Annotated in this window: 28 protein-coding genes and 1 pseudogene; 8 read left to right on the forward strand and 21 right to left on the reverse strand. The window is 53.6% G+C overall.

Annotated elements, in window-relative coordinates; all coding sequences use genetic code 11:
• Positions 1-241: 241 nt before the first annotated feature.
• From rpsI to ABLW18_RS01090, 3 genes are all read right to left on the reverse strand, one after another.
• Complete coding sequence (gene rpsI / locus ABLW18_RS01080; RefSeq protein ID WP_347823037.1) at positions 242-730, reverse strand: 30S ribosomal protein S9; 489 nt, start codon at positions 728-730, stop codon at positions 242-244.
• Positions 731-733: 3 nt separating this feature from the next.
• Entirely contained in the window at positions 734-1192 is a 459-nt protein-coding gene (rplM, locus tag ABLW18_RS01085) for a 50S ribosomal protein L13 (RefSeq protein ID WP_347823038.1), read from the reverse strand.
• Between the two features lie 112 nt (positions 1193-1304).
• Positions 1305-1763, reverse strand: coding sequence for a PaaI family thioesterase (locus ABLW18_RS01090; protein ID WP_347823039.1), 459 nt, complete (start codon positions 1761-1763; stop codon positions 1305-1307).
• A gap of 54 nt (positions 1764-1817) precedes the next feature.
• Between ABLW18_RS01090 and ABLW18_RS01095 the strand changes: the two genes are divergently transcribed.
• The 4 genes from ABLW18_RS01095 to gluQRS are packed head-to-tail and all read left to right on the forward strand — an operon-like array spanning position 1818 to position 5512.
• Positions 1818-2606 carry an enoyl-CoA hydratase gene (locus tag ABLW18_RS01095; RefSeq protein ID WP_347823040.1) on the forward strand — a complete coding sequence of 263 codons (789 nt, stop codon included), beginning with the start codon at positions 1818-1820 and terminating at the stop codon, positions 2604-2606.
• 40 nt (positions 2607-2646) lie between these two features.
• Positions 2647-3984: a methylenetetrahydrofolate--tRNA-(uracil(54)-C(5))-methyltransferase (FADH(2)-oxidizing) TrmFO gene (gene trmFO / locus ABLW18_RS01100; protein WP_347823041.1), complete on the forward strand. Its 1338-nt coding sequence runs from the start codon at positions 2647-2649 to the stop codon at positions 3982-3984.
• Between the two features lie 38 nt (positions 3985-4022).
• On the forward strand, positions 4023-4646 hold the full coding sequence (locus ABLW18_RS01105) for a methyltransferase domain-containing protein (RefSeq protein ID WP_347823042.1): 624 nt from the start codon (positions 4023-4025) through the stop codon (positions 4644-4646).
• The gene (gene gluQRS, locus ABLW18_RS01110) at positions 4646-5512 is read left to right on the forward strand and encodes a tRNA glutamyl-Q(34) synthetase GluQRS (RefSeq protein ID WP_347823240.1); all 867 of its coding nucleotides are present in this window, start codon (positions 4646-4648) and stop codon (positions 5510-5512) included. Before ABLW18_RS01105 ends, gluQRS begins: the two co-directional genes overlap by 1 nt.
• A 14-nt stretch (positions 5513-5526) precedes the next feature.
• Here the strand turns inward: gluQRS and hisI are convergent, their stop codons facing one another.
• Positions 5527-5883 carry a phosphoribosyl-AMP cyclohydrolase gene (gene hisI, locus ABLW18_RS01115; RefSeq protein ID WP_347823043.1) on the reverse strand — a complete coding sequence of 119 codons (357 nt, stop codon included), beginning with the start codon at positions 5881-5883 and terminating at the stop codon, positions 5527-5529.
• 67 nt (positions 5884-5950) lie between these two features.
• Here hisI and ABLW18_RS01120 point away from each other — a divergent pair, with 67 nt between their 5' ends.
• The 3 genes and pseudogenes from ABLW18_RS01120 (at position 5951) to ABLW18_RS01130 (ending at position 7534) form a co-directional block, all read left to right on the forward strand.
• Positions 5951-6406, forward strand: a complete 456-nt coding sequence (locus ABLW18_RS01120; protein ID WP_347823044.1) for an iron-sulfur cluster assembly scaffold protein — start codon at positions 5951-5953, stop codon at positions 6404-6406.
• A 100-nt stretch (positions 6407-6506) separates the two neighbouring features.
• On the forward strand, positions 6507-7052 hold the full coding sequence (locus tag ABLW18_RS01125) for a hypothetical protein (protein ID WP_347823045.1): 546 nt from the start codon (positions 6507-6509) through the stop codon (positions 7050-7052).
• Positions 6968-7534: pseudogene (locus ABLW18_RS01130) on the forward strand (Hint domain-containing protein). The gene ABLW18_RS01125 and the pseudogene ABLW18_RS01130 overlap by 85 nt, the downstream one beginning before the upstream one ends.
• Positions 7535-7585: 51 nt before the next feature.
• On the opposite strand, the gene ABLW18_RS01135 reads toward ABLW18_RS01130, so the two are convergent.
• From ABLW18_RS01135 to ABLW18_RS01155, 5 genes are all read right to left on the reverse strand, one after another.
• Positions 7586-7729: a hypothetical protein gene (locus ABLW18_RS01135; RefSeq protein ID WP_347823046.1), complete on the reverse strand. Its 144-nt coding sequence runs from the start codon at positions 7727-7729 to the stop codon at positions 7586-7588.
• A gap of 91 nt (positions 7730-7820) precedes the next feature.
• The gene (recG, locus tag ABLW18_RS01140) at positions 7821-9911 is read right to left on the reverse strand and encodes an ATP-dependent DNA helicase RecG (RefSeq protein WP_347823047.1); all 2091 of its coding nucleotides are present in this window, start codon (positions 9909-9911) and stop codon (positions 7821-7823) included.
• On the reverse strand, positions 9908-12028 hold the full coding sequence (ligA, locus tag ABLW18_RS01145) for an NAD-dependent DNA ligase LigA (RefSeq protein ID WP_347823048.1): 2121 nt from the start codon (positions 12026-12028) through the stop codon (positions 9908-9910). Before ligA ends, recG begins: the two co-directional genes overlap by 4 nt.
• A 243-nt stretch (positions 12029-12271) precedes the next feature.
• Entirely contained in the window at positions 12272-12985 is a 714-nt protein-coding gene (locus tag ABLW18_RS01150; RefSeq protein WP_347823049.1) for a response regulator transcription factor CtrA, read from the reverse strand.
• An 80-nt stretch (positions 12986-13065) separates the two neighbouring features.
• Complete coding sequence (locus tag ABLW18_RS01155; RefSeq protein WP_347823050.1) at positions 13066-13350, reverse strand: DUF1153 domain-containing protein; 285 nt, start codon at positions 13348-13350, stop codon at positions 13066-13068.
• A gap of 112 nt (positions 13351-13462) precedes the next feature.
• Between ABLW18_RS01155 and mnmA the strand changes: the two genes are divergently transcribed.
• Complete coding sequence (gene mnmA / locus ABLW18_RS01160) at positions 13463-14599, forward strand: tRNA 2-thiouridine(34) synthase MnmA (protein WP_347823051.1); 1137 nt, start codon at positions 13463-13465, stop codon at positions 14597-14599.
• Here mnmA and lpxB read toward each other — a convergent pair.
• From lpxB to pyrH, 12 genes are all read right to left on the reverse strand, one after another.
• On the reverse strand, positions 14596-15756 hold the full coding sequence (gene lpxB, locus ABLW18_RS01165; protein WP_347823052.1) for a lipid-A-disaccharide synthase: 1161 nt from the start codon (positions 15754-15756) through the stop codon (positions 14596-14598). The two genes, mnmA and lpxB, sit on opposite strands and share 4 nt — an antisense overlap.
• Entirely contained in the window at positions 15753-16556 is an 804-nt protein-coding gene (lpxI, locus tag ABLW18_RS01170) for a UDP-2,3-diacylglucosamine diphosphatase LpxI (protein WP_347823053.1), read from the reverse strand. The genes lpxB and lpxI overlap by 4 nt, the downstream gene beginning before the upstream one ends.
• Before the next feature lie 4 nt (positions 16557-16560).
• Positions 16561-17358: an acyl-ACP--UDP-N-acetylglucosamine O-acyltransferase gene (lpxA, locus tag ABLW18_RS01175; protein ID WP_347823054.1), complete on the reverse strand. Its 798-nt coding sequence runs from the start codon at positions 17356-17358 to the stop codon at positions 16561-16563.
• Positions 17355-17816: a 3-hydroxyacyl-ACP dehydratase FabZ gene (gene fabZ, locus ABLW18_RS01180; protein ID WP_347823055.1), complete on the reverse strand. Its 462-nt coding sequence runs from the start codon at positions 17814-17816 to the stop codon at positions 17355-17357. Before fabZ ends, lpxA begins: the two co-directional genes overlap by 4 nt.
• Positions 17817-17924: 108 nt before the next feature.
• Positions 17925-18416 carry an OmpH family outer membrane protein gene (locus ABLW18_RS01185; RefSeq protein ID WP_347823056.1) on the reverse strand — a complete coding sequence of 164 codons (492 nt, stop codon included), beginning with the start codon at positions 18414-18416 and terminating at the stop codon, positions 17925-17927.
• Positions 18417-18463: 47 nt separating this feature from the next.
• On the reverse strand, positions 18464-20809 hold the full coding sequence (bamA, locus tag ABLW18_RS01190) for an outer membrane protein assembly factor BamA (RefSeq protein WP_347823057.1): 2346 nt from the start codon (positions 20807-20809) through the stop codon (positions 18464-18466).
• A gap of 123 nt (positions 20810-20932) precedes the next feature.
• The gene (gene rseP, locus ABLW18_RS01195; RefSeq protein WP_347823058.1) at positions 20933-22255 is read right to left on the reverse strand and encodes an RIP metalloprotease RseP; all 1323 of its coding nucleotides are present in this window, start codon (positions 22253-22255) and stop codon (positions 20933-20935) included.
• A gap of 1 nt (position 22256) precedes the next feature.
• A complete protein-coding gene (gene dxr, locus ABLW18_RS01200) occupies positions 22257-23420 on the reverse strand; it encodes a 1-deoxy-D-xylulose-5-phosphate reductoisomerase (protein ID WP_347823059.1) in 1164 nt (387 codons plus the stop codon).
• Entirely contained in the window at positions 23417-24202 is a 786-nt protein-coding gene (locus tag ABLW18_RS01205; protein ID WP_347823060.1) for a phosphatidate cytidylyltransferase, read from the reverse strand. Before ABLW18_RS01205 ends, dxr begins: the two co-directional genes overlap by 4 nt.
• Positions 24199-24906, reverse strand: coding sequence for a polyprenyl diphosphate synthase (gene uppS / locus ABLW18_RS01210; RefSeq protein ID WP_347823061.1), 708 nt, complete (start codon positions 24904-24906; stop codon positions 24199-24201). The genes ABLW18_RS01205 and uppS overlap by 4 nt, the downstream gene beginning before the upstream one ends.
• Before the next feature lie 14 nt (positions 24907-24920).
• Positions 24921-25487, reverse strand: a complete 567-nt coding sequence (frr, locus tag ABLW18_RS01215; RefSeq protein ID WP_347823062.1) for a ribosome recycling factor — start codon at positions 25485-25487, stop codon at positions 24921-24923.
• Positions 25488-25508: 21 nt separating this feature from the next.
• A complete protein-coding gene (gene pyrH, locus ABLW18_RS01220) occupies positions 25509-26240 on the reverse strand; it encodes a UMP kinase (RefSeq protein WP_347823063.1) in 732 nt (243 codons plus the stop codon).
• Between the last annotated feature and the right edge of the window lie 25 nt (positions 26241-26265).

Here is a 26265-nt window from a genome sequence, read left to right on the forward strand (position 1 = left end):
GCTGAGATTTGCTCTGACAACTTGTATAATTGAACAATAGGCATCCAGGGTGACCTGCCCCCCGAGATTTCCTCCAGTTTGATGTAGAGTTCACTCAACCTCTTTAAGGAGAAGACAGGCGCTTCAATACTAAAAAGGTCATTAGCCACAGAGTCGCCAGCAAACGAGTTTCAAGCGGGCTCAAAAAAATGGCTCGCAATTTCCTGCAAGCCATTGTTTTTTAAGTTCTGAAAATACAGAATTATCGTTTGGAGAACTGGAAGCTCCTACGGGCTTTGCGCTTACCGAATTTCTTACGTTCCACAACCCTGCTGTCGCGCGTCAGGAATCCGGCGGCTTTCAGGGCGCTGCGCAGGCTGGGTTCATAGAGCTGCAAGGCTTTCGAGATGCCGTGCTTTACGGCGCCTGCTTGGCCTGTCAAACCGCCGCCTTTGACTGTGGCAACGACGTCAAATTCGCCTTCAACACCAGCCACCTGCATCGGTTGACGGAGGATCAGCTGCAACACAGGGCGCGCGAAATAGGCGTCTTGGTCTTTGCCGTTCACTGTCACCTTGCCGGATCCTGGTTTGATCCAAACACGGGCAACCGCATCTTTACGTTTGCCAGTAGCGTAGCTTCGGCCTAATTCGTCGCGAACAGGTTCCCGAGGTGCTGCGATTTCAACCACAGCAGAGGTGCCTTCGGCGACCGCTGCGAGGTCTTCGAGAGATGTAATTTGATCTGACATCGCTTATACCCGTGTGTTTTTTGTGTTCATGACTTTTACATCCAATACGTCAGGCGACTGCGCCGCGTGTGGATGCTCGGCGCCTGCATAGACACGCAGATTGGTCATAATCTGACGCGACAGGCGGTTACCTGGCAACATGCGTTTGACAGCTTGTGTCAAAACGCGCTCAGGATACTTGCCCTCCAGAATGGTGCCCGTGGTGCGGGATTTGATCCCACCTGGGTATCCGGTGTGCCAGTAGTTTTCTTTGTTGCGCTTGTTGCCTGTCAGCTGAACTTTTTCAGCATTGATCACAATCACATTGTCGCCCATGTCCATGTGCGGTGTGAAAGTGGCTTTGTGTTTGCCACGCAAGCGCATTGCGATAATCGAAGCCAAACGACCCAAAACCACGCCCTCAGCGTCGATCAGAATCCATTTTTTGTCGATATCTGCAGGTATTGCAGAGAAGGTTTTCATTTTTCTTACCCATTAAATTTGGTGGTGAGAGGTTTATAGAGATTGCTAAGGTGCAGTCAACACCAAAATATTGAATAAAATTAATTAAAATCAGCTATTTAAAAATAAGGTATTATTTTACCCCAGTCCACCCCTTACTGTTCCCCCCCCACCCATCGCGCGGAATAGCATAGGTAAGATTGGCGCGGGCGACCGGTTGTGCTTGATCCGCCGAATAGATCAAACTTTGACATACAGCTAAGGATCGACCGAGTTTGACCACCTCATTCTTGCACAGTAAGTCAAACTGGGCGCTGGGTTTGCGCATAAAATCAATTCCGCAATTCGTCGTTACAGCTAAGGCTTTCGGGCCGATGAACGCGAGAATATGCAGATAGGCGGCCACGTCAGCCAGAGCGAACATCGAAGGCCCAGAGACCGTGCCACCGGGACGCAGATGCTTATCCTGTACGCGCAGCGCCACCTCAAGCCGCGTGGCGCTGAGCTCAACCATCTCAAATTCATCTGCCACCTGCGGAAATTCGAGCCGCAAAAAAACCGACAGTTCCGCAGCGTTCATTTTAAGTGCCATTGTCGCGCTCCCTAGCTTTTGGCTATGGTGACGACGAAGTTAATGGAGAGCAAGATGGCAATTTTGACACGTCGCGACGAAAACGCAGTCACCTACCTCACAATGAATGCGCCGGAACGGCTCAATGCGCTTTCAGATGAGATGCTGGCTATACTTCAAGAAACCTTGAACACACTGAAGTCAGATAAAATGATCCGTGCCGTTGTGCTGGCCGGAACCGGTAAAGCCTTCTGCGCTGGCCATGATCTCAAGCAAATGACGGCAGCGCGGCGAAATGCTGATGGTGGCGCGGCGGCCTTTAAAGATCTCTTTGATCGCTGTGCAAACTTCATGCAAACTGTGCAGGACATCCCCCAGCCTGTTATCGCCCAGGTGCACGGGATCGCCACCGCCGCCGGCTGTCAGTTGGTGGCAAGTTGTGATCTGGCCGTTGCGGCGGAGGGAACCAGATTCGGCGTCAATGGAGTAAACATAGGCCTCTTTTGCTCAACACCTATGGTGGCCCTTTCCCGCAATATCGCCCGCAAGCGCGCATTTGAAATGTTGGTCACTGGCGAGTTTATGACAGCCGATGAGGCCAAACAGGTCGGACTCATCAACCGTGTGGTGCCAGAAACAGAACTTGCCTCAAGCACCCGCGCTCTGGCAGAGCTCATCGCCTCCAAACTGGGCTCTGCGGTCAAAACCGGCAAAACGGCCTTCTATCAGCAAATTCAAATGCCACTGGATCAAGCCTATGCATACACGGGCAAAGTTATGGTGGATAATATGCTAAACCGGGATACGGAAGAAGGGATTGCCGCCTTTATCGAAAAACGTGATCCCAATTGGTCGCAAGACTGATCCCTTTCCTTATGCCGCGCACGCCATTACATAGCCCGCCATGACACAACGATTGAATATTATAGGCGGCGGCATGGCCGGCTGCGAAGCGGCATGGCAGGCAGCACAGCTTGGCGTTCCAGTGACGATTTACGAAATGCGTCCAAGGGTGAAGACCTTTGCCCATCAAACCGGTGATTTGGGTGAGATGGTGTGCTCCAATTCCTTCCGCTCGGATGATGATGAGCAAAACGCTGTGGGTTTGGTGCATTGGGAGATGCGTGCCGCGCGCAGTCTCATTATGGACACTGCCGATAAACATCGCATTCCCGCAGGCGGTGCTTTAGCGGTGGATCGCGAACCCTATGCCAAAAGCATCACGGCGGCGATCCAAGCCCATCCCTTGATTAACGTCACCTATGAAGAGATCACCCATCTGCCCGATGAGGGGCAGTGGATCGTCGCCACTGGACCATTAACCTCAGGCGCATTGGCCGAGGCAATACAGGCAGAGACCGGCGCAGAGGCTCTGGCTTTTTTCGATGCGATTGCACCTATCATCTATGCGGACAGCATCGACATGAGCCGCGCCTGGATGCAGTCGCGCTATGATAAGGGCGAGACCGAGGAAGAACGCACAGCCTATCTCAACTGTCCAATGAACAAAGACCAATATGAGGCCTTTATCGATGCGCTGCTGGAGGCGGAGAAAACCGAGTTCAAGCCGGGAGAAACGGCCGGATATTTCGACGGTTGCCTTCCAGTTGAGGTCATGGCAGAACGTGGCCGCGAAACCCTGCGCTTCGGTCCAATGAAGCCAGTTGGGCTTTATAACGCCCATGATCCAGAAACTAAACCTTACGCGGTGGTCCAACTGCGCCGGGACAATGCTTTGGGGACGCTCTTTAATATCGTTGGGTTTCAAACCAAGATGAAATATGGCGCACAAACCCGAGTCTTTCGCATGATTCCAGGCCTTGAGGAGGCTGAGTTTGCCAGATTGGGCGGAATTCACCGCAATTCCTTCATCAACTCCCCGACCCTGCTGACCCCACAAATGCAGCTAAAAAGTAAGCCCAATATCCGTTTCGCTGGCCAAATCACCGGCGTTGAAGGATATGTCGAAAGCGCAGCCATGGGGATGGTCGCAGGCCGCATGGCGGCCGCGGAACTCTCTGGTCGCAGCTTGCCAGCGCCGGGGCCAGATACCGGTTGTGGTGCTTTGATTACCCATATTACCGGTGGCGCCGTGGCAAAGACCTTTCAACCGATGAATGTGAACTTCGGGCTGTTTCCCCCGGTTGACACTGTGAAAGGCGGACGCAAACGGCGCAAGGAGCGCTACAAAGCCTATACCGACCGTGCCAAAGAGACATTTTCAGCCTGGCTGGCGCGTTGATCTATTGCCAAAACGGCAACAAGCTCTAGGCTACTGCCATGACACAGGACAGCAATTTATCCACCAAATTCCCGCTTTGGGTGCCGCGCCCCGTGGAGGAAACTTTGGAAATCTATGCGGATTGGGCCGCCCACTATGATGCGGATTTGGCCGAAGCCGGTTATAACACCCCGCACCGAATTGCCGCTGCCTTAAAACCCTATGTGCAACCGAGCGCACGCATTTTGGATTTCGGCTGCGGAACCGGCCTGTCTGGCCTCGCGCTCCAAAATGCCGGATTTACAAACATAGATGGATTGGACATCTCAGCACCGATGCTTGAAAAGGCCAAGGCGCGGGCTCTTTATGGCAACCTTTGGCAAGGTCGCCCTGGTGAGATCACGGGTGTGACCGCTGGGCAATATTCGGTGATCGTCGCGGCGGGTGTTGTGTCGCTCGGCGCTGCGCCGCCTGAAACTTTGAGCCTGATCCTTGATCACCTCGCCCCGGGTGGCTTCATCGGCCTGTCCTTTAATGACCCAACTGTGGCCCATGGCAGTTATGACGCTGTTTTGGATGCCGAGATTGGCAGTGGCCGGGTAGAGCTGTTGTTTCGAGAAAACGGCTTGCACCTGCGAGAGCCTCCCATGGGCTCCGACGTTCTGATCCTGAGGCGCCTGTGATCCGCACCCGCTTTGCGCCATCTCCAACGGGCCCGTTGCATCTTGGACATGCCTATTCCGCCATAATCGCGCATGATTTTGCGCGGCGGCAAGGCGGCGAATTTATACTGCGGATCGAAGATCTCGATCAAAGCCGGGCGCGGCCCGAATGGGAGGAACAGATTTTTGATGACTTGGCCTGGATCGGCCTGACTTGGGATAGGCCTGTGTTGCGGCAAGCCACACGCAGGGCGGCCTATGAGGCGGCACTCTGCTCTCTGTCAGACCGCGGGCTGCTCTATGGTTGTGCGTGCAGCCGCCGCGATATTGCTGAGGCCGCCTCTGCGCCGCAAGAAGGGGTGGAGCCTATTTGGGGACCCGACGGGCTGATCTATCCCGGCACCTGTCGCCCGCCAAAAAGCAACGCGACTGATGACCGGGCCGCACAGAGGCTCAATATGACGGCTGCGCTTTCTGGCCGCTCTAAGATTGCCTTTCAAGAGCTTGCCGCTGATTTGCAAACAGCCAAAAATCACATGACATTCGCATCTCATTTTATTGATAATATTGGAGATGTTGTATTGTCGCGCCGGAGCGGTGATGCAGCTTATCATCTGGCCGTCGTGGTGGATGACGCAGCGCAAAACATCACCCATGTGGTGCGGGGCGCGGATCTTTTGAGCGCCACACCCATCCATGCCTTGCTCCAACATCTCCTGAATTATCCAACGCCGATATACCACCATCACGCTCTCATACGAGATACCGACGGCAAACGCCTCGCCAAAAGAGACGATGCCAAAGCCATTGCAAAATTTCGTGACGAAGGCGCAAGTCCGGATGACATCCGCGTAATGGTCGGACTCCCCCCGCGTTCCAAATTGTGAAAACTATCTCTAATTCAAACTATTGGTTGACTTATTTCACGTGGCTCACTTGTCATAACCGATGTGTAAAAACAGCTGCGGCGATTGGTGTGGCAGGCGGGTCCCTCTTGAATTACGATCAGCAAGAGACAATCTTGATCGCAATCGTAGCGCATATCGACCAAAGTCTGCCGATGACCGCTGGTCTCCCCTTTCACCCAAAAACTTTGTCGTGATCGAGACCAATAGGTCACGCGTCGACTGCTTAAGGTTTCAGACACCGCCTCAGCATTCATCCAAGCCAGCATTAGAACTTCACGCGTCTCCGCGCATTGTGCGATGACCGGCAACAATCCGTTGCTATCATATTTTAGCGTTTCCGGGTCAAACATGTTGGCGCTCCTCTTGCATTCCACGACTGAGACTTATCTATTGCTTGCAACAGGGAATGTCCAAACCATGACTGAACAAATCGACTTGATCAAACTTTATTCCACTCGAATTCTCGCCCTCGCTGCGCAGATGCCGCATGTGGGTCGTCTCGCCAATCCAAGTGCCAGCGCATCGAAACGTTCACCGCTTTGTGGATCGAAGGTGACTGTTGATGTAACTATGAAAAAGGGTAAAATCACTGAATTTGCACAAAATGTTAAGGCCTGCGCCCTTGGGCAGGCGGCCGCAAGTTTAGCAGGGCAAAATATCATCGGTCGCACAGCTGACGAAGTGGCGCGTGCCCGCGATGAACTGGCCGCAATGCTCAAATCCGGAGGACCGCCGCCTGGCCCGCCGTTTGACGGCTTTGAAGTGCTGGCGCCCGCCTGTGATTATAAAAACCGCCATGCAAGCATTCTTTTGTCCCTCGAAGCCATGGCGGAGGCTTGCGCCAGTATCACTTCTGAAAATGCACCGGAATAACAAATGCTATTAACATAGAATTAACCATTTCTGGGAAGGATGACTGCAAATTTAATCAAATTTTTGATTAATCGTCCCTATTATCAAGAGCGCAGTCACAATGCCCGACCATACCCTGCATGCTATCGATGGTACCGCATCCAATGTTTTGGGCAGTGGATTCAGTTGGGGCAGCACTGGATCGTTCACCTATGACGAAGCAAACACACAGATCGACACCCTGGTCTTTACCAACAATGATGCTCATCTGACATTCACCAATACCAGTTTAGAGCTTCTCAAATCAAAAAATGGTATCCTGCAAAACAGCAACGCGCGGGTCGGCGGTTCATGGACGGTCACTGGCTCAGATGGATCAAGTTTTAAGGTTTGGCGAATGCTTGAACCGTCGCATCTTGTGGAAGGTTACCTGCTTTTCTCACAAGACCGGGCGGATGGGGTGACGTACAGCTTTTCGAATTTCGCCGTGGGCGATCCAATGCCCTATGCAGACATTGCCCAGCAAACCACGCCCTGTTTTACCGCAGGGACTTGGATTGAAAACCCTTCGGAGCGAGGCGCGTGGAAACGCACCGTATCGGCGATCCGGTCAATACGCGACATCACGGTCCGCAAAGCATCCGTTGGATCGGAAAAAGTTCGATAAAACTCGCACCCAATTTTCCCGAAAATAAATTTAGGCCTATCCAAATCTCTGAGGGCGCTTTGGGACAGGGTCTGCCCTGCACGCCCTCGCGACTATCCCGCTAACATCGACTTTTAGTGTCATCCCCCATCAGTCAGCGCATGTTTGGAACGCAAGACTGCCTGATTGCTGCGATAAAGCTTACAGATTTGTCCGGAATTGCGATCGACATTGATTGCGGTGACGTGACATATGTCCACCTATTGTTTGATCAACATGAAGTTATAACTGCCAATGGCGAGCCCTGCGAGAGCCTTCACACCGGTCCAGAGGCCATAAAATCGATCCCCGCAGCCGCCCGCTCAGAGCTATTTGCCATCTTTCCAGAGCTCAAGGCAAAGTCTTGCCCACACCCCCTAGCCGCGCTTTGCCCCGAAAATCGCCAACAGCGCCAGTTGGTCGCGCGGCATAAGAAGAATAAGAAACACCTTCTTTGCCTGTGAAACGACGCACTTCATCCAGAGCCAAGCGGAGATATGCGTCTGCGCTCGGGCTTAGAGACTTGGAATAAACAGACCAATGTAGAGCATCGCGATAATTGCAAATGCACCAATGGCATCCTTGATCGCCTCTTTCGTTTCCAAGCGGCGGGCTTCATCGGCATGCGATTTGCGGCTGTTTGCGAAAAAATTGTCCATGTTCTGCTCCCAACGAATAGTGTTGCCACTTTGTTCTCACGAAACACGACGCAAGTAAAGAACATTTACAGAACATTCGTGAACAAAATATTTAACCCACTGATATTAAATGGATCGCTTGATCCTGTTCCATCAACCAAAGCAGGGTTCGCGCCGCCTTGCCACGGCTGCCCGTCAGGGACGGATCGCTTTGCAGCAGCATACGTGCGTCTTGATGCGCGGTCGCCATCAATGCGCTTTGATGCTCGATTTCGGCGACTTTGAACCGTGGCAAGCCCGATTGTGCGGTGCCAATCACATCCCCAGCCCCGCGCATCTTCAGATCTTCCTCTGCAATCAGAAATCCATCTTCCGTGTCGCGCATAATGGCCAGTCTGCGTTCGGCGGATTTGCTCAGCGGCGCTTGATACATCAGCAAGCAGGTCGAGGCGGCCTCGCCGCGGCCCACGCGCCCGCGCAATTGATGCATCTGTGCCAGTCCAAAATTTTCCGCACGCTCAATCACCATGATCGTCGCATTTGGCACATCGACCCCAACTTCAATCACTGTGGTGGCGACCAAGACTTTTGTCTTACCCGCCACAAAATCTGCCATGGCGGCGTCCTTCTCAGCCGGCGCCAATTGCCCATGGACCAAGCCGACCAGATCACCACCGAAGGCCGCGCGTAAAATCTTGAACCGCTCCTCAGCCGCGGTCAAATCCATGGTTTCACTCTCTTCAACCAATGGACAAACCCAATAGGCCTGCCGGCCCGAAGCAATCGCAGCCTTCAGTTTGGCGATCACATCCGCCAAACGTGACAGCGGGACCGCGGCGGTGGTAATAGGTTTACGTCCCGGCGGCTTTTCATAGAGGGCAGAGACATCCATATCGCCATATTGGGCCAATTCCAAAGACCGAGGGATCGGCGTGGCGCTCATCACGAGCACATCCACTTTGGTCCCCTTAGCGCCCAATGCCAGACGTTGTTGCACTCCGAACCGGTGCTGCTCGTCAATGATCGACAATCGAAGATCTTTAAAGGCAACCGACTCTTGAAACACCGCATGTGTGCCGACAAGGATATCAATTGAGCCATTGGCCAAATCATCGAGCTTTTGACGACGCGCTGCGCTTTTGTCCCGCCCGGTGAGCATATCGACCCGCACCCCAGCGCGATTAGCCAAAGGCCGCAAACCCTCCAAGTGTTGGCGGGCCAATATTTCGGTTGGAGCCATCAAGACGCCTTGTCCGCCACTTTCGACCGCCTGCAATAGGGCCATAAAGCCCACCAATGTTTTCCCAGCTCCCACATCGCCCTGGAGCAGTCGATTCATCCGCCGGGAACTGGCCATATCCGCTCCAATCTCGGAAATGGCTTGGCGCTGTGCTCCAGTGGGCGCATAGGGCAATTGCTCCAAAACTTTTCGCTGCAAATCACCGGTACCGGCGGTGATCCGTCCGGTTTTTACGCGCGCTTGCGCACGCGCGATCGCCTTGGTCAGCTGGTGAGCCAGAAATTCGTCATAGGCCAAGCGTTCCCGCGCCGGGCTATGGGCCGCAACATCAGCCGCGCCTTTGGGCGCATGGCAGTGGCGAACAGCGGTGGTAAAATCTGGCCAGCCATTGTCGCGCAGCACAGAGGGCTCGATCCATTCATGCAAATCTGGCAGCTTGTCCACCGCCGCCCGCACGGCTTTGCCCATGAGCTTTCCCGAAACCCCGGCGGTGAGCGGGTAGACAGGTTCAAATTGGGGCAACTCGTCTTGTGCCTCAGGCCGCAGAATATACTCGGGATGCACCATTTGGGCCCGGTGATCAAAAACCTCAAGTTTGCCAGAAATTAGTCGCTCCTCTCCCAGGGGCAAGATCCGCTCAAGATAATCCCCACGCGCATGGAAAAAAATCAATTCAATGGTACTCTGGGCGTCCTCAACTATTATCCGATAGGGTTTACCGCGGCCCCGGGCGGGTACATGTTTGACCACACGCACGCGCACGCTGAGGGTTTGCGGCGCCGTCAAGCCTTGCACGCTTTGCACCACGCGCCGATCAACCACCGAATGCGGCAGGGTAAAAATTAAATCGCGCGGCTTGGTAATTTTCAAACCCGCAAAGGCCTTGGCGCTTTTATCCCCCACACCGGTCAGAGTGTTGAGCTCGGCGAAAAGCGGGAAAAGAATTTCGGGGCGCGTGTTCATAGCCCTTCAATCAACGCGATCCAGCCCTCTTCATCAAGGGTCTCAATTCCCAAATCAGCCGCTTTCTTTGCCTTGGACCCCGCACCGACTCCAGCCACCAAAATATCTGTCTTGGCACTCACGGAGCCGGAAACCTTCGCACCGAGCATTTCTGCTCGGGCCTTTGCCTCCGCCCGGGTCATCTGGACCAATGTGCCGGTAAAAACAACGGTCTTGCCGGCCACCGGGCTGCTTGCAGTGTCGATCTGCGGCGCGGGGATAACTTGCAAATGCGCCACCAAAAACTGCAAAGCTGCAAAACGCTCAGGGTCTTGAAAAGGTTCAACCACCGATTGGGCCATAACCGCGCCCACCCCATCAATATCAACCAAGGCGGCCGCCGCTGCGCTGCCCGGCACAGCGGCAAGCATTGCTTCGCTGAAGGCCTCCCAAGTTACAAAGCGATTGGCCAGAAGCTTAGCCGCGCCTTCGCCCACATGGCGGATCCCAAGGGCAAAAATCAAACGGTGCAGCTCGATACTGCGCTTCGCGTCGATGCCATCAAACAATTTTTGCGCAGATTTTTCGCCCCAGCCTTCCAGCTTGCTGACCTGCTGCAATTGCCCGGGACCAAAGCGAGTCTTGAGGGTAAAAATATCCTCAGAGGTGCGAATCCAACCTCTATGATAGAATTGTTCGATCTGCTTCGCGCCTAGCCCTTCGATATCAAAAGCCTGCCGCGAAACGAAATGTTTCAATGACTCAATGGCCAAATCCGCCAAGGGTTCAGCGCCGCTATAACGCCAAATTGCATCCCCCAGCGCGCGCTGGCCCTGGATGCCCTCTTGTTTGAGCTTTTCTGCGAAGTCAAAAGCCCGGCTATCGGCCGGTCGGCGCGACAGATCCACATCAGCGATCTTCGGAATAACATCGCCGGCACGGTAAATTTGAACCCAATCACCCACGCGAATATCCTTGCCGCCACGGATGCTTTGACCTTTGCTGTCACGGCCAGCGATGTAATCTTCATTGTGCAACGTAGCATTAGAGACCACCACGCCGCCGACGGTCACCGGATTGAGACGCGCCACGGGGCTTAAGGCGCCTGTGCGTCCAACTTGAATGTCGATGCCCAGCAATTCAGTCCAAGCCAGCTCCGCAGGAAACTTATGGGCTATGGCCCAACGCGGTGTGGTGGCTCGAAACCCAAGCCGGGCTTGCAACGCCAGATCATCCACCTTGTAGACCATGCCATCTATGTCATAGCCAAGATCCGCCCGGGCCATTTCAACTGCGCGGTAATGGCTGATCAACTCTTCAGACGTGTCACAGGTTTTAAACAGGGAGTTGGTGGAAAACCCCAAAGCGCGCAAGCGCGCCACCGCCTCTGACTGGCTTGGCGCTAAAGGCTCGGAGAGATCGCCCCAAGCATAGGCGAAAAACAACAATGGGCGTGCCTTGGTGATTTGAGCGTCCAATTGCCGCAACGATCCCGCGGCGGCGTTGCGTGGGTTTGAGAACGGCTTTTGCCCGGCCTGCTCTTGCGCGTCATTGAGAGCGACAAAATCTGCATGGGTCATATAGACTTCGCCCCGCACCTCTAGAATATCTGGCGCCCCACTAAATGCTTTGGGAATATCGGCAATGGTTAGGGCATTGGCCGTCACATCTTCACCGGTTTCACCGTCCCCGCGCGTTACCGCATGAACCAGCTGCCCCTTTTCGTAGCGCACGGCCAGCGAAAGCCCGTCGATTTTTGGTTCGGCCGTCATGCGCATATCGGACTGGGGCGTCAGATTTAAGAATTTTTTAAGACGGGCGACGAAGTCTTCCACGTCTTTCGCTTCGAAGGCATTTGACAAAGAAAGCATCGGCTGGCGGTGACGGATCTTGCCGAAGCCCTCTTTCGGTTTTGCCCCGATTTGATCGCTCGGGCTATCGGTTCTCTTCAGGTGTGGAAACCTTTGTTCAATCTGTGCGTTGCGCAGCTTCAGCCGATCGTAGGTCGCGTCATCGATCGACGGGCTGTCATCATGATGATAGGCGCGATTGGCCTGTGCCAAAGCCAACGCCAAGCGCTGCAATTCACTGCGCGCCTGGTCTTCGGACATGTCTGATATTGGTGGATCTTGCGCCATTCCGCCCCCCGGATTTTTCGGGGTAAAATAGGGATTGGATCCGATCCCGTCCAGAGGCCTTATGCTATGCGGTTTGCATGTCATTGCAGCGCCCATAAGATTGGACCGTATCTGGAAGTTTAGCAATTCACGCTAAGATCTTACAAGGCTGCACCCAGATCTCACTGCGCGCAACGCCAGCTCGAGGCGAGCGATTGCCACGGCTATGACCAGAATGCCGATTATGAGATATAATTTTGTCTGTTATGCCGAGATCGCCATATCCTGCACCACATCTTCCAGCTTGGGATCACGCAGCACATATCCGCGCGCCCAAACCGTTTCGATATGATTTTCACGGCCGGTGGCTTCGCTCAATTTCTTACGCAATTTACAAATGAAAACATCTAAAATTTTAAGCTCAGGTTCATCCATACCACCGTAAAGATGGTTTAAGAACATTTCCTTGGTCAGCGTTGTTCCTTTGCGCATACTCAGTAATTCTAACATCTGATATTCTTTACCAGTCAGATGTACGGTATTCCCACGGTCTTCTACGGTTTTTCCGTCCAAATTCACCTCGATATCACCGGTCTTAATGATCGATTGGGAATGCCCTTTTGACCGGCGAATGATGGCGTGAATACGTGCAATCAACTCCTCCCGGTGGAACGGCTTGGTCAGATAATCATCAGCGCCAGAACCAAATCCGCGCATTTTATTTTCTGTATCGGTCTCACCAGATAGAATTAAAATCGGCGTATCAATCCGCGCCACACGCAGCTGCCGCAGCACATCATGTCCGTTGATATCCGGCAGAACCAAGTCCAGCAAAATCAGATCGTAGTCATAGAGTTTGGCTAAATCGATGCCTTCCTCCCCTAGATCCGTCGTATAAACGTTGAAGTTTGCATGCCCTAGCATAAGTTCAATACTTTTAGACGTGGCAGGATCATCTTCGATCAAAAGTATCCGCATAAAAATCCCCAATGACAACTAAATACATGTTGAAATAAACTGATTAATTTAATGTTACCCAAAAATTCTATTTGTGTAAACTATTGATCAAATTGACGATACCTTTTTAAAGCGGTGGCGCGGAGGGCAGATTCGCCGTGCCGGGCCACTGCTGTTTGCCAACTGCTGTATTCATCTTGTGTCAAATCATAGAGGCTACAGGCCTCTTCCAATGAAATCAGGCCAAAACGCACCGCTTTCACAACAGCGGCCTTGTGTGAAGCGACCCAGCGCTTTGTGTTGGGCGGTGGCAGATCTCTGCGGCTTAAATACCCACCATCGGGCAACTGTGCTGTGCGCGGACCGCGAACCTTACGAATATGCATACTGCGGGCTCCTTTCTCGCGGCCAAATGAGCGCAAAGCACTTAATGTGTTGTGAAGCGCGCGATTTTTGTTATTATAATTCCGCTAAATTCTGTAGGACTGAGCACCTCCCATGCGCCACGACACCCCGTTAAATTCCCTTGGTTTTGCCAAGGCACCGGCAGACACGCGTGTGGTTGTTGCCATGTCAGGCGGGGTAGACAGCTCGGTTGTTGCCGCAGAATTGGCTGCACAAGGCTATGATGTTGTTGGCATTACGCTCCAACTTTATGATCATGGAGCGGCACTTGCCAAAAAGGGCGCTTGCTGTGCTGGCCGCGACATTCACGACGCGCGCCGCGTGGCAGAGGAGCTCAATTTTCCACACTATGTTCTGGACTATGAGAACACGTTTCGCGAGGCTGTCATCGACGATTTTGCTGAAAGCTATCTTGCTGGGGCCACACCTGTCCCTTGTATTCGCTGCAATGAGCGTGTGAAGTTTAAAGATTTGCTGCAAACGGCGAAAGATCTTGATGCAGATTGTATGGCCACGGGCCATTACATCCAACGCAAAATAGGCCCGAAAGGTGCACAATTGCACATGGCCGCAGATCAAAATCGAGATCAAAGTTACTTTTTATTTTCGACCACCTCCAAGCAGCTCGACTATCTGAGATTTCCGCTCGGGCATTTGACCTCAAAGGCTGAAACCCGGGCTCTGGCGAGCAAATACGGTCTTGGCGTGGCCGATAAACCTGATAGCCAAGATATTTGCTTCGTGCCAGATGGTGACTATGCAGCGGTGATTGAAAAGCTGCATCCTGGCTCAGCAAAGCCGGGCGATATTGTCGATCAGAGCGGCAAAGTCCTGGGAACCCATGACGGCATTATCCATTACACTATTGGTCAGAGGCGCGGTCTTGGAATCGGCGGGTTGACCGATCCAATCTACGTGGTCCATTTGGACATCGAAAACCGGCAGGTGGTTGTCGGACCAAAAGAGATGCTGGCGACACGGCAAGTGCGACTTAAGGAGGTCAATTGGCTTGGTGATAAGCCTCTGACCGCGCAGGCCGAATGGAGAATCGCCGCCAAAGTCAGATCCACCCGCCCGCCGCGCGACGCAGTGCTGCGCCCCTTGTCCGAGACTGAAGCGGTGGTGGAGCTCATGATAGCCGAAGAGGGTGTCGCGCCGGGCCAAGCCTGCGTTTTTTATGACCCCGAGGGCAGCCGAGTTTTGGGTGGGGGGTGGATCACCCGCGGCTAAGCCCGTCCCAGCCCCGTAAGCACAGCCCGTGCCGCACGATAGTGCAGGTCGGGATCTCCACGGCCTAGGCGTGTCATTGTCGCCTCGATGGCCTCCTGCTGCGCCGTGGGCGCCGTTAATATGTGCTGCAAAGCGGGTGCAATACGCTCGGCTTTACAGTTTTTACCGATGAACTCTGGAACAGCGCGGTTCTCTGACACTAGGTTAACCAACGTCACAGTATCAATTTTAAGCATAGAACCGATCACCAGCCGCGAGACAAGGCCCATGTCATAGGCAATCACCATCGGAGTGCCCGCTGCAGCCAGCTCAAGCGATACGGTGCCAGATGCCGCCAGAGCCGCTGTTGCGGCACTATAGGCCACCAGCCGCTCCTCAGCCGCGGCTTTCGCGCTGTGTCCGGAGCCTGTGATCAGCCGTTTTTCCTGCGGCAAAGCACTGATTTCGGCCTGCAAGAGCGGCGCCAGATGTGGCAATGTTGGAAAAATGAGCTGAAACTTTCCAAAACACGGCTGCGATAAGACCTCGCAGAATACGGGCAACAGGCGCTTGATTTCTGAGGCTCGAGAGCCCGGTAAAATCACTAAGGACTTCAACGCTGTATCTAAGTTGAAATCAGCTTGAAATTGGGCAATTTGTTTGGAGGTGATTGGCGCTTGAGCTGCAATCGGATGGCCCACAAAATCGCAGGCCATGCCTTCCGCCTCCATATAGGACGGTTCAAATGGCAGGAGCGCCAGCACATGATCGATGTAGCTTGCCATTTTCTTGGCACGCCCGGCGCGCCACGCCCAAACGGAGGGCGCAACATAATGGCAAGTTCTGATCCTAGGGTCAGCACTCCGCACAGCCCGCGCCACCCGCAAACAAAAATCAGGACTGTCGATGGTGATCAAAATATCTGGCTTCCAAGCCAGGACTTCAGCCACGGTCTTATGCAACCGACGCTTTAGGGCAAAATATTTTGGCAAAACCTCAGCCAACCCCATGACAGAAAGCTCTGACATGTCAAACAAGCTGTCCAAACCTTCGCTTTGCATCTCCGGCCCAGCGACCCCGCGGAAGCTCACATCGGAAACCAGATGGCGCAACCCGCGCATAAGATCCGCACCAAGACGATCGCCCGAGGCTTCACCCGCCACCACAAACACTTTCACGGCTCGGCCTCACAAACCCAAAGGAAAAGGCCCAACCGATCGGCCTCGGCAATGATTTTTGGTAAATCCAGCGCAACCACGCCACCTTGCACAATCGCAACGCCCGCCAGCCCCGCCTGCGCGACCTGCTCCATCGTCTCAGGACCTATAGCCGGCAGGTCCACGCGCCGCTCTTGCCCCTCCTTGGGAGCTTTATAAAGCAACCCGCCCTCAGGCCAATCTGTAGGACGGTCAGATGAGAGGCTGGACAACATCCACCGAGTGCCACCAAACACCTCAACGGCCAGCACATGACCAGAAGCCACCACGCAGCCCTGCCCCATATCCAAAGCTGAGAGTCCCGCAATCACTGAATGAGCCCGCGCCACATCGCGTCGCTCTTTTCCCATTGGCTGGCGGATGCTCAACACACCGCCCCGCGGCAAAAGCTCTGGGACGAGATGGGTAAACCCAACCACTTCAAACCCAGCCTGTTCGAAAATATCAACAACGGCGCGTAAAGCGGCGTCATCGCCACCAGAAAGCGCCCCAGAGATTTGCGCCACCAAGGGCTGCGTGGCCGCATCAATTTGCTCGGGATCGATCTTTGGACGCCTGATCGCACCAGCAAAACAAACCTGCAAGACACCGCGCTTTTTCAATGCCTTTAAGAATGTTCCGAGGGTTTCAAGCCGAAATGTCAAATCAACAGCAAGACCCTCAGGCGGAAATTGCTCAAGAGCCGCAATCACAGGCGCATGGGACAGGTTGCGAACAATCAGACCAGGCAAGGCGCCCTGCCCGCATATCAGCGCCAGCATCTGTTCAACCCGGTGTCAAAAAGGAGCGACCGCTGTCGCCCAGAATAAAATCGACAATCTCCTGCACATAGGCACTGTCGGTTTCCTCACCCAGCCGTTTCGCCCGATCTTGAAACGCACCTTCCCCTTGGGCCAGCATCTGAAACGCAGCGCGCAGAGCCGTGATGTCCTTGCGATCCACGCCACGGCGCTTGAGCCCAACCAAATTTAGGCCATCCAACTCGCCCCGTGACGCCTGCACCAAACCGAAGGGAATTACATCATTGGTCACCATGGTCACAGCGCCAATAATCGCACCCCTTCCCAGGCGCACGAATTGATGCACGCCGCAAAGGCCGCCAACAATCACCTCGTCTTCGATGATCACATGGCCGGCAATGGCGGCAGAATTTACAATAATGACCCGATTTCCCAGATGCGCGTCATGGGCAATATGGCAGCCCGCCATCAGCAAACAATCATCGCCAATCGAGGTGACGCCGCCACCCCCTTGAGTGCCTAGATTGATGGTAACATGCTCTCGGATGGTGTTGCCTTGGCCGATCTTCAGTTGTGAGACTTCGCCTTTAAACTTCAAATCCTGCGGAATTTCCCCAATTACTGCAAATGAGAAGATACGCGTTTCAGAGCCGACTTTGGTTTGCCCGCGAATAACCACATGCGAGCTGCAAACAACATTCTCGCCGAGCTCCACATGCGGTCCGATCCAACAAAACGGACCAATTTCACAGCCCGCCCCGATGCGGGCCCCTGGCTCGACAACCGCTGAAGGATGAATCTGTGCAGTGCTGTCTATGCTCACTTGCCGGTCTCCGGCAAATCCATCATGGCGGTAAATTCGGCTTCTGCTGCCATCTCGCCGTTGACCAAACCACAGCCCTTAAATTTCCAGATTTTGGACCCGCCGCGGAGGGTCTCCACATGCAATTCCAAAACATCGCCGGGCACAACTTTACGACGGAATTTGCATTTATCAATGGCCATAAAATAGATCAACATATTCGTATCTGCCAGGTTATGTGTTACCCCGACCATAACCGCCGCGGTTTGCGCCAGAGCTTCAACAATTGTGACACCCGGCATTATGGGCGTGCCGGGAAAATGGCCTTGAAAATGAGGTTCATTCATCGTGACGTTTTTGATCCCACGCGCCGATTTCACCCCGTCGATACCTTCGACACGATCTACCAAAAGGAAGGGATAGCGATGGGGGAGGATAGCTTGAATCAGTTGGATGTCAGCGCATGCGAGTTCGGTCATGTATATAATCCTTTATTTTATTAAAGGTATCAAACCCTGGCGCGCCGTGCAACATTTGCCACAGCCGGCTTTCCAGCCCATACTCTAAGCGAAGGGGACAACGAAGGTTTAATTTTCGGCCAGATAGGCCTTATCAACCCGCTCGACCAAAAGTTCTGTGATGTCTATGCCCTCAATGCTGCGCAAAATTGAGCTTTTCTCCAAAATCACCGTCGCATTGAGTTGCTGCATAATCAGGTCAAAAAAGGGCTCAATACGTTTGAAAAATTGTGGCTTCAGCCCCTTAAATTGCTCGTCCACCTGTCGAATTTTTTCAAGCCTTGCACTGCGAATTTTCTGCACTTTCACGTCAAATGCAACGGCGGCGGCGGCGAATTCTTCAGCAGACAAAGTCGCACGATCCTCAGTCAGCTGCAGCTCTTCATCTTTCAAGGCATTAAGAATGAGCGTATTTTCCGCGGCCACGTCTTGGTTGTCTTTGCGAAACTGCTCGCGCATCGATTTGCCATAGATGGAAATTTCATAGGCCCGATCAAGATCCACCACTAATATAGATGTCCCCTGCGCCGCTAAAGGCGCTGCGAGGAGTGTCCAAAACATGATGAGCCGCAGAACAGAAAGCCGGACTGACCCGGCGCAGGCAGCCATCAAAAAGACGTCGAAACGGTGAGATCAAAATTCTGCTCAACGTCATATTCTGCAGTCTTAACCGCATCAGTAAAGTTAAAGCGCAGCGGACCAATTGGCGTGTTCCAGAAGATCGACACACCAGCCACCGCGCGCAGGGTGAATTCATCGTGGTAAATTGTATTGGCCGATGCTTGACTGGTCCCCGACCCCACATGGGCTGAGTTTAAGCCCCATACGGAGCCCGCATCTAAGAACGCGCCAAACTCAATGCCGTATTCCTCTGGCAGACCGATTGGAAATTGCGTTTCAAATCGCGCAACGGCGTAGTATTCTCCCCCCAGCGCGTCATTAATTGAGTTGCTGCTGTCTACTTCGCGCGGGCCGAGACCGCCGGGCGCGAAGCCACGAAACAGGCCAGCTCCGAGGAAAAAGCGATCCGTGACCTGGCTCGAGCTGCCACTCGCATAATTGAGTGCGCCACCTTGAAGCGTCGCTGTGACTTTAAAGTCTTCATTGCGCACATAGGTTTCAGCACCCAATTTCAGATTCGTGCGGACAAATCGCGCATCACCGGCCAGTCCAAAATCTTGGGACAAACGTAAGAATATTCCGGCCTTCGGATTTAGACCTGTCCGGCGGTTGTCAAGAGAGTAGCTATAGCCCAAGCCGAGGGTTTTGCGGTCGCCCTCTGCCGCTTCTCCGGTAATAACTGCTGAAGATGTGGTCACATCTGTCAGCTCTTCCTTTTCATAGAAGAATTTCGGTGTCATATATCCAGATTCGCTGACCGGAAAGGCCAAAGCTGCGTCAAATCCGAAGGCACCAGTATTATACCGCGCGTTGTTCTTGCTTGTGCCTTGGTAATCAAGCCCAAAACTCAAGCTCAAATCGCGGTTATATAGCGACGGTTCTTTGAAGCCAAAATTAAAATTGCGGGTGCTTGAGGTGGTATTAACGCCGAAACTGGTGGCTTGGCCCCGTCCCAAGAAATTTGCTTCGCGAAAACTGGCCACCAACCCGACCCCATTGGCGGAGTTATAATTGGCACCGAATTTCAAGCTGCCGGTGGGCTTCTCAGTCACCTCAACTTTGACGATCCGTTGATTGGGCGCAGACCCCTCCTGGGCGGTTACATTAGACCGTGCAAAGAACCCCAGAGCCCTAATCCGTTCCGCGCTGGCGCGAATTTCACGCGGGTTCAGCGCATCGCCCTCAACGATTTTGAACTGTCGCCGGATCACCCGATCCAGCGTGGTCGTATTGCCAGCAATATCAATCCGCTCAACAAAAACGCGTGGGCCTCGAGATAGGATAAAATCAATATCCAAAGCCAAGCTTTCATTGTTACGGGTCACGCGCGGCTCAACACGTACGAAATCAAGCCCCAGCTCCAAAGCGCGGCGTTCCATACGGGCAATGGTACTTTCGACCAGGGCCGGAGAGTAGATATTCTCCTGCTCGACTTTGATCGCCTTGTCGAAATTGGCCGCGTCTACATCTTCGAGACTTGATGTCGTTGTAATTTTGCCAAAGGAGAATTGCTGCCCCTCTTGAACGCGGAAGGTGATAAAAAAGGAATCGCGGGTTTTGGAAAGCTCTGAGGTCACAGATTGGACTTGAAAATCGATGTAGCCGCGCGATTTATAAAAATCAGTCAGAACTTGTTTGTCGAATTCAACCCGGTCCTCGACATAGGCATCGCGCTGAATGAATGCCCGCAGAAGGCCGGCTTGCTTGGTGTTCAAAACGCGGCGCAAACGCCGGTCCGAGAATTTTCGGTTGCCAACAAAAGAGAGTCGTTCGATCTCTACAACACCGCCCTCAACGATCTCGAAAACAACATCGACCCGGTTGTCCGACCGCCGGATGATACGCGGCTCAACTGAAGCGGATATACGGCCTTGATTGGCATAGGCCTCGGCAATTGCATTGGCGTCATCACGCACTTGGCTCACCGAATAGACCCGTCTTGATTGCGAGCGCACCAAAGCGCTTAGCTGATTGCTGCCAAGCCGGTCATTGCCTTCAAACACCACTTCATTGACCGTCGGAAATTCAACAACTGTGACCTTGAGACGGTTGCCCTGCACCTCGGCCGATACGCTTTCAAACAGGTTTGAGGCACGCACGCGCTGCACCGCGTCATTGACCGCACCTGTGGTCAATGACGCGGGGGTTTCAATCTCTGTATAGCTGCGAATCGTTGCCGTCTCGATCCGCCGGTTGCCATCCACGATTATTTCATTGATTTTAAAATCATTTGCTTGCGCCGACTGCACCAACCAGACGCAAGAGATCATCATGACACTAAAGGCGCGGACCAAAATATTCACCCTTGCCGTATTAGCTCCAAAAAGTTTCATCACAATTGTCCCTGTTGATGACCTGATTAATAATTCGTCAACTTATCGCCTCGCCGGCAGTGTGTCAAAACCAACTGCGCGCCAATTGCCGCATTTAGTGAGGTTTTCAGCCACTGGGCCGAGTTACGGGCACATGAAATTCATGACCACTGCAAAGGCCGTCAGCGATAAAACCAAAAACAGCCCAATCGTCATCAAAACCCGTAAAGCGGAATCACTTGGTTTGCACCCCGTGATTGCTTCATAGGCGCAAAATAGCAAATGTCCGCCATCTAGGACCGGAATGGGAAAGAGGTTCATCAAACCAACCGCGGCCGACAGCCCCGCAATCAGCGCAACAAAGGGCATCGCCCCTTGACGCGCCATCTGCCCAGCCGTCTCAGCAATCGCCACAGGTCCGGAAATATTACACGCGCTGATCGAGCCCAGAATCATCTGCTTCAAACCTGCCAGCGACAGGTTAATAATCGACCAAGTGCGCTCCGCCGCCGCAAGCAACGCCACGCCAATGGGCAATGGGTCCGTGCCCGGCTCAAAGAATGTACCACCAGAAATACCTACCAATCGCCGGTTCACAAAATCGCCATTGGCGCTGGGAATTGCAACTGATTTAGCAGTTAGGCGCACATCAAATTCTGTGCCCGTCCGCCAGACCGAAAACCCCATTTCATCCCCATCCGCCTTAGCCACGGCCTGTTGCAGCTGTGAAAACCCATTAATCGGCAGCCCATCAATCCGCAAAATAACGTCTCCGGCCTGCAACCCCGCCTCAATCGCAGCAGAGCGCGGCTGGACCTGCGCCACCAAAGCCGGGAACGGTACGGGCCCAACCACTGAGCGACGATTCCCATCGCGCAACACTGTATAGCGCACGGGTGCCTCAAGCGCCTGACCGATCGTCGCAAATTCTTCGTAACTGCGCACCTCCTGCCCCTCAACGGCTAGGATTTCATCTCCAATCTCGAGGCCCATTTCCCCAGGCACGGGGGTTAATTGGGCGATTTTCAAACTGCCATCATATTGGCCATGCCACATGAAAAGTACGCAATATAGAATAATCGACAGGATAAAATTGAATACAGGCCCGGCCGCCGACGTCGCAGCCCGCGCCCAGATTGGCGCCCCATGCATGGTTTTGCGCCGCTCCTGAGCACTCAGCTTCGGCAAAAGCGCCGCATCAGGCGCGCTGGCAGCACTGGCATCGCCTTTGAAACGCACAAACCCGCCGAACGGCAGCGCTGCAAATTGCCACCGCGTACCATGCCGGTCGACCCGCGAAAGCAGCACGGTGCCAAATCCCACCGAAAAAACCTCCGCATGGATGCCGCACCAACGCCCAACAATGTAATGGCCGTATTCGTGCACCGCCACGATGATCGATAAGGCGATCACAAAAAAGAAGAACATCCAAATAAATCCGCCAAAAGAGGCGGAGAGTGCAGCCATATCAAACATCTATTGTCCGGGCCCTTTCGCGCGTGGCTTGATCGGCTTGCAAAACATCTGGTAAATCACGCGGCGCCGTGCCCAAAAGCCCAGACCGGTCCATATCGTGCAAAGCTTTTTCGACTAATATAGCCATATCCAAAAATCCAATGTCACCAGCAATGAAGCGATCTAACGCCACTTCTTTGGCCGCATTGAAAGCGGCGCCCCAAAGATGGCCCTGCCGCATAACCTCGCGCGCCAAACGAAGCGCAGGGTAACGCGCCTCATCGGCCGCATAGAAGCGAAATTGGCCAATCTGCGTGAGATCCAATCGCGCAACATCCAACGGTCGGCGCATAGGATAGTGAAGCGCAAAGCCAATGGCATGGCGCATATCCGGCGGTCCGACATGAGCCATCATCCCACCGTCTTGAAACCCAACCATTGCATGGATCAAACTTTCGGGGTGAATAATTGTCTCAATTTGCGCCTCACGAACCCCAAAGAACTCTTTGGTTTCAATTAATTCCATGGCCTTGTTAAACATAGAGGCACTGTCAATGGTAATCCTTTGGCCCATGGACCAATTGGGATGGGTTTGGGCCTGCGCCGGGGTGGCCTTGGCCAAATCCGCTTGCGGCCAATCGCGAAACGCACCGCCGCTTGCCGTAATGATAATCCGCTCAACATTTGCAATGTCTTCGCCAATTAGGACCTGAAACACCGCGGAATGTTCGCTGTCTACCGGCAGAATTGTCGCCCCATGTCTCCGGGCCTCTTCCAGTAAGATTGGACCTGCGGCCACCAGCGACTCTTTGTTGGCAAGCGCCAAGGTCGCGCCTTGCCGCACGGCATGTAAACTGGGCGTCAGCCCCGCCACGCCCACTATGCATGACATGATCCAATCCGCTGGCCGATCGGCCGCGCGCGCGATCGCCTGCGCGCCCGCCTCAACCGCCACACCAGATCCGGCCAGTGCCGCTTGCAACTCTGGCAAGAAATCTTCAAAGGCCGTGACAACCACTTCGGGGGAAAATTCAAGCGCGTCTTTGGCCAGCTGCGCAATATTGCGGCCGCCGCTCAAAGCCACCACGTGATAGGCCGCTGGGTCGCGCCGCAAAAGATCCAAAGTATTTTGCCCGATGGATCCTGTGGCGCCGAAGATTGAAACCCGGCGCGTCACGACAGAAACAGCGCCGTAATCAAGCCAAACGTCGCGGCCCCGCCAATGAAGCCATCAAGCCGATCTAAAAAACCGCCATGCCCTGGAATGAGTTGCGAGCTGTCTTTAACGCCCTGGCGGCGTTTTACCCAGCTCTCAGCGATATCCCCCATCTGCGCGCCGAAGGCCACGCATATAGCCACCGGAACGGGCCATATAGCGCCGATTTGTTGCGTCAGATACAGACCAAAAGTCCCTGCCAAAAGCCACCCTGCCACAGTGCCGCTCCAAGTTTTTTTGGGGCTTACAGCTGGCCAAAACTTCGCGCCGCCGATCCATCGTCCAGCGATATAACCTCCAATATCCGAAAGAATGACCACAGTGGCCAAGACCGCGATGCCAAGCGCCCCAAACGTCAAGGCAAGATACCAATAGGACAGCATACCAATCGTCAAGAGACCGCCATAACCGATGTACATCCTACGATTATGAGAGATGAACACCGCGCCCAGCATGATTGGAAGAAAGCCCGCTGCGGCTGCTAGGGTCAAATTCTGGGTCAAAACTGTTGGCAGCACGGCCATAGGCAACCATTCTATGCCGGCCACAGCCGCGACCGCCAGCAAGCGCCATCGATTTAGGCCAAACATGCGTGCCAATTCCCATTGCATGGCGACCACAGCCACCACGCCAAGGACCAACACCCCGATACGTCCAAAATAGAGAGAGGCAGAAAAAATAAGTAGCAAGGCCACAGCAGAGGCCATGCGCAGCGGCAGATCTGCCCATCGGTCCTGTGTCATGCGTAGATCGCTCCAAATCGGCGCTCACGAGCCCCAAAATTGGACAGCAATTTGGTGAACTCATCAGCATTAAAATCAGGCCAAAGCGTATCGATAAACTCATATTCCGCATATGCGGATTGCCACAGAAGAAAGTTGGAGATGCGCGCCTCGCCGCTGGTGCGGATCACCAAATCCGGATCGGGCAATAAATGCGTGTCCAAATACCGCGCCAAGACTTCGGCTGTCACATCCTTTGCGGCCAACACGCCGCTTTCCACATCTCCAGCCATACGCTGCGCCGCGCGCGTCACCTCATCACGTCCCCCGTAATTGAGCGCGATCGTCAAATGCACTTTTGAATTATGCGCCGTCAATGCCTCAAGCTCATCCATAAGTTTGATCAACGTTTTATCAAGCCGCAGACGATCCCCGATGAAGCGAACCCGCACGCCCTCACTTACCAAATCTCTGGCTTCGCTCAATATGTAACGCTTGAACAGTCGCATTAAACCACCAACTTCCGCCTGGGTGCGTTTCCAGTTTTCTGTTGAAAACGCGAATATCGTCAGATGCTTAACGCCAACATCCGGACAGGATTGAACGATTTCACGAATCCTTTTGGCCCCCTCGTGGTGGCCCGCTAACCGCGGCAGGCCGCGTTGCTGCGCCCAACGGCCATTTCCGTCCATGATAATCGCAACATGTTCCGCCGATTGTGCCATTGAACCAGTCCGATCTAAACCATCATAATTTCGGTTTGCTTGGTTTCTAAAGCGGTATCTATCAACTTAATTTGCGCATCGGTCAGGGACTGGACCTCTGTTTCCCAGAGCTTTTGGTCATCTTCCGGCATACCGGCCGCCTTGGCCTTTTTGATCTGATCCATTCCGTCCCGGCGGATATTGCGCACCGACACCCGGCAGTGCTCTGCGTAGCCCGCCGCCACTTTTGTTAACTCCCGACGCCGCTCTTCGTTCAGTTCCGGGATAGGCAGCATGATGATTGTGCCGTTAGTTTGCGGGTTTATTCCCAGACCGCTTTCGCGAATGGCTTTTTCGACTTTGCCAACCAGTGTTTTGTCCCAAACATTAACCGTAACCATCCGCGATTCCGGGACATTGACTGTGCCAACTTGGTTTATGGGGGTCATCTGCCCGTAAGCGTCCACCATCACCGGATCAAGAATAGATCCACTGGCCCGTCCTGTGCGCAGCGAGGCAAATTCTGTTTTCAACGAGGCCATTGCACCGTTCATGCGACGTTGAAGGTCATCAATATCAATATCTAATGGATCATCGGACATGCTATTTCTTTCTTAAGTTGGTTAACCGTGAACCTTGGTATAAGTTCCGTTGCCGGATAAAATTCCCTTAAACCCGCCAGGCTCATCGAGTGAGAACACAATGATCGGTAAATTATTATCACGCGCCAAAGCGATTGCTGAAGCATCCATAACTTTTAAGCGCTTTTGTAAAACCTCATCATAGGTCACCGACGCGTAGCGTACCGCGTCTCTGTGTTTCTTGGGATCTTTATCATAAATACCATCAACCTGTGTGCCTTTAAAAATTGCCTCGCAGGCCATTTCACTCGCCCTCAAGGTGGCCGCGGTATCGGTGGTGAAATAGGGATTGCCCGTCCCTGCTGCAAAAATCACCACCCGCTTTTTCTCCAAATGGCGCACTGCGCGGCGGCGAATGTAAGGTTCACACACCTGATCCATTGGGATCGCAGAGACCACCCGGGTATGAACGCCCTGCTCTTCTAATGAGCTTTGCATCGCAAGCGCGTTCATAACAGTTGCCAGCATACCCATGTAATCCGCCGTGGTGCGCTCCATACCCTGCGCAGAGCCCTGCAACCCTCGAAAGATGTTACCGCCACCGATGACCATGCAAATCTCGGCACCAACATCATGAACAGTTTTCACCTCAGTGGCGATCTGCTCCACGGTCGGTGGATGAAGACCGTATCCTTGATCTCCCATCAAGGCCTCACCAGAAATTTTCAATAGAACACGTTTGAATTGAACTTGGGAACTGGGAGTTTGGTGCATTGTGCCCTCATGTTATTTTTGCTTA

Source organism: uncultured Planktomarina sp., from assembly GCA_943788425.1.
Taxonomy (GTDB): Bacteria; Pseudomonadota; Alphaproteobacteria; order Rhodobacterales; family Rhodobacteraceae; genus Planktomarina.